Source organism: Acidithiobacillus sp. (assembly GCF_023255755.1).
Taxonomy (GTDB): Bacteria; Pseudomonadota; Gammaproteobacteria; order Acidithiobacillales; family Acidithiobacillaceae; genus Acidithiobacillus.
On sequence record NZ_JAGDVS010000149.1, the window covers coordinates 28503 to 39849 of the forward strand.

Below are 11347 nucleotides of genomic sequence, written 5' to 3' on the forward strand. Positions count from 1 at the left end.
CCAAGCCCCGGCTTGGGCCTTCTCCTCGTCGCTGGCCTTGTCCTGATTCTCCGCGCCAGCCGCGTGCAACAGGCCGCGCAGCACAAAGGGGAACTTCTGCAGCGTAGTGATGACGATCTTGGTGCCATCGATCAAGGCATCAGCCAGTTGCTTGGCGTCCTGGTCAATCGCCTTGACCACACCCTGCGCGTGTTCGATCTGGTAGATCGCGTCCTGCAACTGCTTGTCCAGCACCTTGCGGTCGGTGATGACGATCACGCAGTCGAACACCTTCTGATCCTGCGCGTTATGCAGGCTAGCCAGCCGGTGCGACAGCCACGAGATGCTGTTGGTCTTGCCGCTGCCCGCTGAGTGCTGGATCAGGTAATTGTGGCCAGCGCTCTCCACGCGGGCCGCTGCCACCAGCGCGCGCACCGCATCGAGTTGGTGGTAGCGCGGGAACACCAGCTTCTCGGTGGTGACCAGCTTCTTGCCGCCCCGGCCGTCGTCCACCTTCTGTTCGTCTTTCTCGATGAACAGGAAGTGGCCGAGGATGTCGAGAAAGCTGTCGCACTGCAGGGTTTCCTGCCAGAAGTAGCCGGTGCGGTAGCCGCTGGCATGCTGCGGGTTGCCTGCGCCGCACTGAATCTGTCCCGGATGACTGCCCCGGTTGAAGGGCAGGAAAAAGGTTTTTTCTTTCGCCAGCCGTGTGGTCATCCACACTTCGTCCGGGTCGGTGGCAAAATGCACCAGCGCGCGTTTCTTGAACTCGAACAGCGGCGCGCGTGGGTCGCGGTCGCTCTGGTATTGCTTCACTGCGTGCCGCCAGGTCTGGTGCGTGCCAGGGTTTTTCAGCTCGATGGTGATCACCGGCAGGCCATTGACCGCCAGCACCATGTCCACCGTGCTGTGGTCACCGGGGTGACAAGGCACTTGCCTGGTGACGGTGAGCTGATTCTGGCCGTACAGCGCCAGCACATCGGGCGATAAAGTGTGGGCGGGTTTGAAATAGGCCAGCCGGAACAACTTGCCGTAGAACTTGAAGCCGTGGCGCAGCACGTGCAGGCTACCCTTGATGTCCAACTCCTTGAGCAGCGCCTCCAGCAGCATCGGCTGGACGTTGCTGCCGTGCTGCGCGGTCATCTCGGCCCACAGCCTGGGCTGGGTGGCTTCGATGAAGGCGAATACCCGCGCCGGGAACAGCGCGCGCGCCTTGTCCCACTCGGCGTTGGTGCCGGGTAGCCAGCCGCCTTCGACCAGCATCTGCTCCAGGTAGTTCTCAAAGGCTCTTTCGCTGGTTTGCGCCATGTCTTATCCCTTGGTTTGTGTCTAACCAGAACCACACAAAACGTTTTGTGTATTGGTTTTCAAAAAAAACTGGACACAAGTCGTGTTGTCTGTGCTAGCCCGGACTCAAATGACTTGCCTGCCTTCCGCGCTGTTGAGCAATTCCTTGAAAGCCAGAATGGCCGAACGCCGCCCGCTTTGTTCCCGCAACGGGTGCAGCACCCCCGCCTCGCGCAGTTTGCGCAAAAAAGGCAGCGCTGTTTGCTTGGCGATGCCGATGCGTTGCACAAAGTCACTGGACTGAAAAATCGGACGATCAAACAACGCATCCAGCACCGTGATGGCGTGCTGCGAACGGGTCAGCTCGGTGATCTGCTGCTTCATGCGTTCATATAAGGCCAAAATCTCGCGCACCCGCTCGGTGTTTGCCTGGGCTTGTTGGGTGATGGCTTGTAAGAAAAACGCGATCCAACCCGTCCAGTCGCCCTCTCGGCTGACACCTTGCAGCCCGGCGTAATACAGCTCCCGATGGGACTCCAAATAATCGCTGAGGTAGAACATTGGGCTGGCCAGTGCCCGCTTCTGGTACAAAAACAGCGGAATCAGCAGGCGGCCAATGCGCCCATTGCCGTCCTTGAACGGGTGAATCAACTCGAACTGGGCATGCACCACCGCCACCTGCACCAGCAGGTCAAGGTCGGTGCCGGCCAGATAACGCTCCCACGCCTGCAAATGGTCGAGCAACTGCAATGGCGACGGTGGCACAAAGCTCGCCTGCTCGATGGTGCAACCCGCCGGGCCGATCCAGTTCTGATCGCGCCGGAACTCGCCCGGTGTTTTGTTGGCACCGCGCACGCTGTCCATCAGCACCGCGTGCATTTGCTTCACCAGCGCCAGCGTGATTGGGCGCTCTTGCACATACTCAGACGCAATGACCAGCGTCTTGCGATAATTGACGATTTCCTGAATGTCCTTGGCCTTCTCACCACCAAACTCCAGCCCGGCCTCGTATTCCAGCACCTCGTCCACAGTCGCCTGCGTGCCTTCAATCTTGGACGACAATACCGCTTCGCGGTTGGTCAAGGGCGAGAGCATTACACCGGGGTTGATGACGCTTTGCAGCAGTCCGTCATACCGCGCCAGCGCTGCATTGGCCGGGCCGATGTGGGCAATCAGGCGGGCGTAGTCCAGGCCGGCAAGTGGTAAGGCATCAGGGGTGTAAGGCTGCATCAGGCCATCTCCGTCTCAAGGCTTGCGACTGCCCGCACGTCGATCTTGCCGGTGACGGCGGAGGTAATGAGGGCTTGGCGGTATTCGGTGAGTCGAGAGATTGCCTCATCAACCTGAACCATCAATCGATCGATTTCGATGGTCTCACGATCAAGATAGATTGCAATAGCCGACTGTTCCGAAAGTGGGGGAACCGTAAAAACTAGATTTTTGGTTTCATCTTGATTGATGATTGGCAAAGTTGTGAATTTCCCGCACTTCACAATGAAATCACGCAAAATCTTTAGGTAGTAAGTTGCAAAAACGGGATCAAGTTTGGAATTGCAGCCAATTGCGTTAATTTGCTGATTGCATGAGCACTCACCCAAGGCTATCCCGACTTTTCCAATGGTTGCACCAATTCCCACGAGCATCACAGTCTTTTCTGGAAAGATCCGAACCTCTGTTTTGCCTTCAGCTGACAAGGCCCTGTTTGCGAGCCCCAGGTAAATATCGTCGGAAAAGTCGCTCGGCGAATACCAGTTAAAGCCATTTTCCTCAAAGTGATGGTCTTCTGCACCGCTTGGTGTGTTTCCTGTTTTCACGAACTTGATAAGCCGTCTTAGTGGCAAAACCTTCCACCGTTCCGGCACCTCGCCTAGCCAATCCACCCCAGAATTCTTCATCTCCGGATGCGGCTCCAGCCCCGCTGCCTTGGCGGCTTCAGGTGGCAGGCCACGGGTGACGGTGCGGGCGATCAGGGCGCTGCGCTTTTCCTTGAGCTTGGCTATGAGCTGCCGCTTCTGCGCCACCAGCGCGTCGATCTGCGCGGTCTTGGCATCGAGGAAGCGGGCGATGGTTTGTTGTTCGTCGATGGGGGGCAATGGCAGTTCACAGATGCCAATGAAGTCCCAGCTTGCACGAGGCATCTTTGACCCGTAGGTCGACGAGTCAACGAGATTGATGAACCCATGGCTCAGCAGATGGTAAAGCAGAAAATTTCGGTCATAGGTCTTGCCGCGCAACACCAGCAATTCAGATGAACACAGGCCATCGAAATCGACATTGCACGCCTTGGCCAGATAAGGGCGTAACTTACCGAACAGCGTATCGCCAGCCTCAAATCGATTGGAAACGCCAGTCGGAACCAAATCATCGTAAAGATCAACAATGCGGCCCGTCCAGGGTTCAACCTGTTCCAAACCAATATATGGAAGCGGATTGTCTTCGTCAGACTCGACCTTCATTTCAGCTCGGTTAGCAACATATTTCAGTCGCTTGAGTTCCCAATGGGCTGGAAAATCACGAATCCAGCCAATGCCGCTGGATTTATAGTCTTCATACACGGCGTATTTCATGCCATCTTCTCCTGTCTGGCACTATCTACGGCGGTTTTCCAGAAACCTTCCTTATCCCAATCCGGCGGGAAACCCATATGCGGGCGCGAGACCTGTGGATAGCGATCCAGCAAGGCTACCAGCCGTTCTGTCCAGCGGCTTTCCGGGCAGACCACCTGTAGCAAGGATTCGATCACGACCAGTTGTAAGTAGAGTCGGCGACGCGGGTTGAGCATCTGATCCGATTGCGTGCGGGCACCGGTGGCAATGGCCTCGGGGATGGCAGGCCAGTGGGCCGGTATTTTTTTCGGCATTTCCGGACGGCTGCCAAACTCGCGGTTCCACACCCGCGCATGGTGAGCGCAAACATTTCGCAAGTCGGAGAGGCTGCGAAACCAGGACTTGAGCAGTGGGAACTTCCAGCCAAGGTGCGTTTCGATGCGCTGGGTATCCTGGGCCTGGCGCAAGTGGGCAAACAGCACGGAAACCTGCTTGAAGGTCAGCAGTTCAACCGCCATCCAGATTGGCGGCTGCACTGGTGCGGCGGTGTATTTACGGCGATAGTGCGCCAGAAAGGACTCAACCTCGCGTTCCCCGGTTGCTTTTTCCAGCGTATCCAATAACCAGCGATGGTCGTAGCGGTTATCAAACAAGGTGGCATCCAGATAGCCATGCGGGCCATGATGTTCCGCCAGTGTATTGGTCAACTGGGCTCGCAATGCCACTTCCAGACGCTCAATGGCATCGAGTAGTAACAGGCGCAGTTCGCGGTCAAACACATACAAATCCAGCACATCGTCAAAGTGAGTACCTGGCAGGAAATGATGTTCCGGCTCATTCGGGGTATAGAACGGGCGGGTGTAGGCGGATAGCCGGAAATAGCTGATATTGCTAAGGTAGTGCCGGGTTCTGGCTTCGTTATTGATGTCAAGGCCACGGCTGCGCAGCGTGTCGAGGTGCTGGTCAACCGAGTAGGCAGGCTTGTCGAAATGGCTCATCGGCAAACCCCAGAAACAAAAAACCCGCCAAAGTGTGCATCGTGGAGAGGCATGGCGGGTGTGTTGAGATGAATTCTAGATGCCGTGGCGGCACCGGTCAAGCTAAAAAAAGTAACCCCTCTGGTGCGCTTCCATGAGAGGCGTGAGGGGTGTTGTTGGGAAATCTTGTGGGCAAAGGCACAGGTTCGGGCATTAAAAAAGTAACCCGCCGGTTTGAGGGTGCGCTTGCGCGCATAGCCTTGGCGGGTGTTGTTGGCCAGCATATTACTGGCGCAGGAAGCGAAAGCCAAGCTTCCGTTCACGCCGTCACCTCGCCCAGCAGGCGCACGATGTCGGCCTCCAGCGCCTTGATTTCGGCTTCGATCACGGAAAGCTCGCGCGGCGGCTCGTAGCGGTAGAAGTGGCGGTTGAGCGGGATCTCGTAGCCGATCTTGGTCTTGCTGTGGTCGATCCAGGCATCGGGTACGTGGGGCAGCACCTCGCACTCAAAGTAGGCCTGGATACTCTCTTTCAGCGGCACATTCTCTGTGTCGCGCAGTTCGGCATCGGGTTCGGCCTCGCCATCACGGTTACGGCAGATTTCGGCGTTCTCGTCGCGCTCACCCAGGGCATTGACCACTGCCTTCAGTTCAGGGGCGCCCAGGCGCACGCCGAGTTCACGGTCAATGGGCTTGAGGCGCTCCAGAAACACCTTGCGGTCATTGATTTGCTCTGAGTGACGCCTGGCAAATTCGGCCAGCAGTTCGCGGATCTGCTGCTGGCGGGCCTCACCGGTTTCGATGTCTTTCAGGCGAGCGGCCCCGCCCTTCTTGGCGCTGGTAGCCAGGTTTTTGAAGGCAGTTTCGCCTTCCAGGCGGGCCATGCGTTCCGATGTGGCGTGGAAGTTCAGGCGCAGCGGGCGCTCGACGGTGATTTTGTGATAGCCGAAATCCTCGTTGTCGAACAGTTTGCTGACGACCAGTTCTTTCCACGTTTGCCCTTCGGGCGCAGGCTCATCTGGCGCAGCGCTGGTCAAAGTCACCACCTTCCCGCCCTTATCGAACAGCACCCAGCGGGTGGTGCCGTTCACGAACTGGCCGTGCAGGCTGGTGATGTCGCCGATGTAGTCCGGGTCCTTGGGCTTGTCGCTGGGGTCGCCAATGCGGCGGCGCTTGTTGCCCAGGCTTTTCTCCATCGGCACCCAGTGGTTGCGGGCGTCGATGAGTTGCACCTTGCCCTTGCGATGCGGCTCTTTGCGGTTGGACAGCACCCAGATGTAAGTGCTGATGCCGGTGTTGTAGAACAGCTGGTCGGGTAGCGCGACCATGGCTTCGAGCCAGTCGTTTTCGATGATCCAGCGGCGGATTTCGGATTCGCCGCCGCCGGCATCACCAGTGAACAAGGGGGAGCCGTTGAACACGATGCCGATGCGGCTGCCGCCCTCGGAAGCCGAGCGCATCTTGTCGATCATGTGCTGCAGGAACAGCAAGGCCCCGTCGTTGATGCGCGGTGTGCCTGCACCAAAACGGCCTTGGTAGCCAAGGGTGTCACGCTCGTGCTCGATGGTGCGCTGCTGCTGCTTCCACTCCACGCCAAACGGCGGATTGGCGAGCATGTAGTCGAAGCGGCGCTTCTGGCCCTGTTCGTCGCGGGCGTGGGCATCCTTGGTAAAGGTGTCACCTAGTGCGATGTTGTCGGCGTCTTCGCCCTTGATGAGCATGTCGGAACGGCAGACGGCCCAGGCTTCATCGTTCCAGTCTTGCCCGTAGAGATGCGGCTTGGCCTCGCTGTTGAGGTCGCGGATATACTTCTCGGCCACGGATAGCATCCCTCCCGTGCCACAGGCCGGGTCGTAGATGGTCTTGACGACGTGGCTGCGGCGCAGGTCCTGCTCGGGCGACAGCAGCAGGTTGACCATTAGTTTGATGACTTCGCGCGGCGTGAAGTGCTCGCCGGCCTCCTCATTGGACTGTTCGGCACCGATTCGGATCAGCTCTTCGAATACATAGCCCATCTGCATCGCGGCCCGATCGGCTGACAGGCTCGCAAAACTCAGGTCAAAGGTGGCAAATTTTTGCACCACCTTAAATAGCAGATTCTTCTCGCTCATGCGTTCAATTTGCTCGCCAAACTTGAATCTCTCGAAAATGGCGCGAATATTGGGCGAATAGCCGTTGATGTAGCTGTTGAGATTGGGCGCGAGATTACTGGGGTCATCCAGCAACGAATTAACGCCTTTCTCCGAGGAACGCAACTCCAACCGCGACAGGTTATAAAACGGATAACCAGTGACCGACTGCATCACGCTGCGGATGATGCTCTCCGGCTTACCCTTATACTGATTGAAGGTCGTCAGCGCCTGCGCTTTGGTCGGGCTGAGCAGGCAATCAAAACGGCGCAATACGGTCATTGGTAGGATGACCTTGCGGTATTCGTTGCGCTTGTATGGTCCGCGCAGCAGGTTGCATATACTCCAGATATCGTTGGCAAGGTGGCGATGGATTTCAGCAGTCATTGGGCCTTTTCCGAATTATGTTTTTAACCGATCTTTGATGAATTTCTCGGCCATTTTAGAGTAAGAACCCAGCACATAGCATTGAGCATTCCCCCAACCGCCGCTCGCGCCACGCGCACATCCCCAAGCAGAACAACCCAATTTGAATGCGTAAGGTTGATTTGCTTGCGGAATGGTATTTACATATTAACTATAGGTATATTTTAAAACGGAATATCATCATCAAAATCCTCCGCCGGCACGGGCGGCATCTCATTTTTCCGCGAACTCCCCGCACTGCTGCCGCCACCACTCGGCCGGGACTGATCTTCTTCATCGAAGCTAGCCGCACCGCCGCTACCGCCCCCACGCGCGCCCACCAGTTGCAGACGGTCTCCCACGATCTCCGTGGTGTAACGCTCCTGCCCTTCCTTGTCGGTCCACTTGCGCGTCTGCAGGCGGCCTTCCACATAGGCCATGCTGCCTTTGCGCAGGTATTCGCCGGCGATTTCCGCAGTGCGTCCGAAGAGCACCACCCGATGCCATTCGGTACGCTCCTGCTTGTTGCCTTCCTTGTCCTTGAAGGTCTCAGAAGTCGCGACGCTGAAGTTCGCGATGGCGCCGCCACTGGGCTGATAGCGCATCTCCGGGTCCCGTCCCAGATGCCCCAACAATATGACCTTGTTCACTCCCGCCATCGTCTGATCTCCTTATCTGCAGGGGACGGGTGTCCCCGAAAGCTTTATACTAACCCATTGTCCCCAAAAAGAGCATGTCGGCTGCATGGAACACATCCATATCCGGGGCGCCCGCACCCACAACCTCAAAAATATCTCCCTTACCTTACCGCGCGACCGCCTCATCGTCATCACCGGGCTGTCCGGATCGGGCAAGTCGTCGCTGGCCTTCGACACCCTCTACGCCGAGGGTCAGCGCCGCTATGTGGAAAGCCTCTCGGCCTATGCCCGCCAGTTTCTCTCCCTCATGGGCAAGCCCGATGTGGACGCGATTGAGGGACTTTCCCCCGCCATCGCCATAGAGCAGAAATCCACCTCCCATAACCCCCGTTCCACCGTCGGCACCGTCACCGAGATTCACGACTATCTGCGCCTGCTCTATGCCCGTGCCGGCACCCCATGGTGCTGCGGCGCCCCCATTCAGAGTCAGACCATCAGCCAGATGGTCGATCAGCTCCTGGCCCTGCCCGAAGGCGAAAAGCTCATGATCCTGGCGCCGGTGCTGCGTGACCGCAAGGGCAGCCACGAGGACATCATCGGCAGCCTGCGCGCCCGCGGTCTGATCCGCGCCAGGGTGGATGGTCAACTCCTCGAACTGGATGAAATCCCTACCCTGGACAAGAAGCGCAAGCATCGCATCGAGGCCGTCATCGACCGCCTGGTACTGCGCGGCGACAGCGGACCGCGCCTGGCCGAATCGCTGGAAACCGCCCTCAGCCTCGCCGAAGATCAGGCCATCGTCGTCCTCATGGGACCACAGCATGCGGAAGAGCGACTGTTTTCCGCTCACCATGCCTGCCCCAGTTGCGGGCGCTCCTTTCCGCCTTTGGAGCCGCGCCTCTTCTCCTTCAACAATCCCGCCGGGGCCTGCCCGCGCTGTGACGGCCTCGGCGAGATCACCTTTTTTGACCCCGACCTGATCGTCCCCAATCCGGAACTGAGCCTGCGTGATGGGGCCATCGCCGCCTGGACCAAGCGCTATCAGGAGCACTACGCGCCCCTGCTCACGGCGCTGGCCGCACACTTTCATTTTTCGCTGGACACCCCATGGCGAAATCTGGCTTTCGACATCCGCGAGCAGATTCTCCACGGCAGCTCCGAACGCATCACCGTCCAGCAAGGGGCGCGCAGCCACAAGCTGAGCTTCGAGGGCGTCATTGCCGGCCTGGAGCGGCGCCTGCGCGAAACCCAGTCCAATCTCATCCGCGAAGAAATCATGCGCTATATGGGCCGCTTGCGGTGCCCCGCCTGTAATGGCAGTCGCCTGCGCGAGGAGGCGCGGATGGTCAGGGTTGGCCCGCTGGCCCTTCAGGAAGTCTCGGCGCTGTCCATCCGCGCGTCATTGCAACACTTCACCCATCTGCAACTGGAAGGGCAGGAAGCCCTCATCGCCGAGCGCATCCTCAAGGAAATCGGCAGTCGCCTGAAGTTTCTGGTGGATGTTGGCCTCAACTACCTCAGCCTCGACCGCTCCGCCGAAACCCTGTCGGGTGGTGAAGCGCAGCGTATCCGTCTGGCCTCGCAAATCGGCGCGGGGCTGGTGGGGGTGATGTACGTCCTCGACGAACCCTCCATCGGCCTGCACCAGCGCGACAACGACCGGCTGATCGCCACCCTCAAGCGCCTGCGCGACCTGGGCAACAGCGTGCTGGTGGTCGAGCACGACGCCGACGCCATTCTGTGTGCCGATCATGTGGTGGACATGGGGCCGGGCGCGGGTGAGCATGGCGGGCGCATCATCGCCCAGGGCACGCCGCAGCAGGTCATGGCCGACCCCAACTCGCTCACCGGCGCCTACCTCAGCGGCCAGCGCAGTGTGTTTCGCGGCAAGCCGCGCCAGCACGCCGCCCCCGAGCAATGGCTGACCCTGAGCGGCGCCTGCGGCAACAACCTGCACAACGTCACGGCGCGGTTTCCGCTCGGGCGCATCACCTGCGTCGCCGGGGTGTCCGGATCGGGCAAGTCCACGCTCATCAACGACACCCTCTACGCCGCCTGCGCGCATGAACTCAACCGGGCCGGGCTGGAGGCCGCGCCGTATGCCGCGCTCGACGGCCTCGATCAGCTCGACAAGGTGATCGCGGTCGATCAGTCCCCCATCGGGCGTACCCCGCGCAGCAACCCCGCCACCTACACCGGGCTGTTCACCCCGATCCGCGAGCTGTATGCGCAAACTGCCATTGCGCGCGAGCGCGGCTATGACGCCGGACGCTTCTCGTTCAACGTCAAGGGCGGGCGCTGCGAAGCCTGCCAGGGCGACGGCGCGGTCAAGGTGGAGATGCACTTCATGCCGGATCTCTACGTGCCATGCGATGTGTGCGGCGGCCAGCGCTACAACCGCGAAACGCTGGAAGTCACCTACCGTGGCCTGAGCATCGCGCAGGCGCTCGACCTCACTGTGGAGCAGGCGCTCGATGTGTTCGGCGCCGTGCCCGCCATCGCCCGCAAGCTGCAGACCCTGATGGACGTGGGCCTGGGCTATATCCGCCTCGGGCAGTCCGCCATCACCCTGTCGGGCGGCGAGGCGCAGCGCGTCAAGCTGGCGCTCGAACTCTCCAAGCGCGACACCGGGCGCACCCTGTACATCCTCGACGAGCCGACCACCGGCCTGCACTTTGCCGACATCGAACTGCTGCTGGGCGTGCTGTTCAAACTGCGCGACGCCGGCAACACCATCGTCGTGATCGAGCACAACCTCGACGTGCTCGCCAGCGCCGACTGGATCGTCGAACTCGGCCCCAAGGGCGGCGCGGGCGGCGGCCTGCTGATCGCCGAAGGCACGCCCGAGGCCATCGCCGCGCATCCCGACAGCGTCACCGGCCCCTATCTGGGGCGGGTGCTGCGCGGCGCGTAACGATTTCACCGCAACGCTGTTACCTTGCGCCCATCGTCAACCGCCTGCGGGCGAAGGAGTGCGGCATGGGACTCATCGGATTTCTGATCATCGGCCTGATTGCCGGGTGGCTGGCAGGCAAGATCATGCGCGGCGGCGGCTTCGGCATGCTGGGCGACATGGTGGTCGGCGTGGTCGGTGCCTTCATCGGCGGCTTCCTGTTCCGCTTGCTCGGCCTGTTTCCCGGCGGCGGCCTGCTGCCCAGCCTGATCGTGGCAACCATCGGCGCCATCGTGCTGCTGTGGCTGATCCGGCTGGTGAAAAAAGCCTGACCGAACGCGCCGACCCGCGCCGCTTCAGCCCAGCGTCACCCGGGCGAACTTGCGCTTGCCCACTTGCAGCACCACGGTGCCTGTGCCAAGCTTGAGCGTGCGATCTTCGGCCACCGTGCCGTCGATGCGCACGCCGCGTTGTTCGATCATGCGCACGCCTTC

General features: G+C 59.9%; 8 protein-coding genes. 2 read left to right on the forward strand and 6 right to left on the reverse strand.

Going from position 1 to position 11347, the window contains the following annotated elements:
- The 6 genes from Q0C48_RS10475 to Q0C48_RS10500 form a co-directional block, all read right to left on the reverse strand.
- Positions 1-1287 (reverse strand): type I restriction endonuclease (locus tag Q0C48_RS10475; RefSeq protein ID WP_291524117.1); only part of this gene is annotated, 1287 nt, incomplete at its 3' end.
- 105 nt (positions 1288-1392) lie between these two features.
- Positions 1393-2496: a Fic/DOC family N-terminal domain-containing protein gene (locus Q0C48_RS10480; protein WP_291524118.1), complete on the reverse strand. Its 1104-nt coding sequence runs from the start codon at positions 2494-2496 to the stop codon at positions 1393-1395.
- Positions 2496-3833, reverse strand: coding sequence for a restriction endonuclease subunit S (locus Q0C48_RS10485; protein WP_291524120.1), 1338 nt, complete (start codon positions 3831-3833; stop codon positions 2496-2498). Before Q0C48_RS10485 ends, Q0C48_RS10480 begins: the two co-directional genes overlap by 1 nt.
- On the reverse strand, positions 3830-4810 hold the full coding sequence (locus Q0C48_RS10490) for an Abi family protein (protein WP_291524122.1): 981 nt from the start codon (positions 4808-4810) through the stop codon (positions 3830-3832). Before Q0C48_RS10490 ends, Q0C48_RS10485 begins: the two co-directional genes overlap by 4 nt.
- Positions 4811-5108: 298 nt before the next feature.
- Entirely contained in the window at positions 5109-7304 is a 2196-nt protein-coding gene (locus Q0C48_RS10495; protein ID WP_291524124.1) for a class I SAM-dependent DNA methyltransferase, read from the reverse strand.
- A gap of 203 nt (positions 7305-7507) precedes the next feature.
- Complete coding sequence (locus Q0C48_RS10500; RefSeq protein WP_291524126.1) at positions 7508-7981, reverse strand: single-stranded DNA-binding protein; 474 nt, start codon at positions 7979-7981, stop codon at positions 7508-7510.
- An 85-nt stretch (positions 7982-8066) separates the two neighbouring features.
- On the opposite strand from Q0C48_RS10500, the gene uvrA reads away from it, so the two are divergent.
- Positions 8067-10874: an excinuclease ABC subunit UvrA gene (gene uvrA / locus Q0C48_RS10505; protein WP_291524128.1), complete on the forward strand. Its 2808-nt coding sequence runs from the start codon at positions 8067-8069 to the stop codon at positions 10872-10874.
- A 65-nt stretch (positions 10875-10939) separates the two neighbouring features.
- Positions 10940-11185: a GlsB/YeaQ/YmgE family stress response membrane protein gene (locus Q0C48_RS10510; RefSeq protein ID WP_291524130.1), complete on the forward strand. Its 246-nt coding sequence runs from the start codon at positions 10940-10942 to the stop codon at positions 11183-11185.
- Positions 11186-11347: the final 162 nt, after the last annotated feature.

What these genes read in the sequence shown, in the direction of transcription:
- Q0C48_RS10490 (WP_291524122.1), bottom strand. Translation starts at nt 4,810, where the DNA reads ATGAGCCATTTCGACAAGCCTGCCTACTCGGTTGACCAGCACCTCGAC.
- Q0C48_RS10510 (WP_291524130.1), top strand. Translation starts at nt 10,940, where the DNA reads ATGGGACTCATCGGATTTCTGATCATCGGCCTGATTGCCGGGTGGCTG.
- uvrA (WP_291524128.1), top strand. Translation starts at nt 8,067, where the DNA reads ATGGAACACATCCATATCCGGGGCGCCCGCACCCACAACCTCAAAAAT.
- Q0C48_RS10485 (WP_291524120.1), bottom strand. Translation starts at nt 3,833, where the DNA reads ATGAAATACGCCGTGTATGAAGACTATAAATCCAGCGGCATTGGCTGG.
- Q0C48_RS10500 (WP_291524126.1), bottom strand. Translation starts at nt 7,981, where the DNA reads ATGGCGGGAGTGAACAAGGTCATATTGTTGGGGCATCTGGGACGGGAC.
- Q0C48_RS10480 (WP_291524118.1), bottom strand. Translation starts at nt 2,496, where the DNA reads ATGCAGCCTTACACCCCTGATGCCTTACCACTTGCCGGCCTGGACTAC.
- Q0C48_RS10495 (WP_291524124.1), bottom strand. Translation starts at nt 7,304, where the DNA reads ATGACTGCTGAAATCCATCGCCACCTTGCCAACGATATCTGGAGTATA.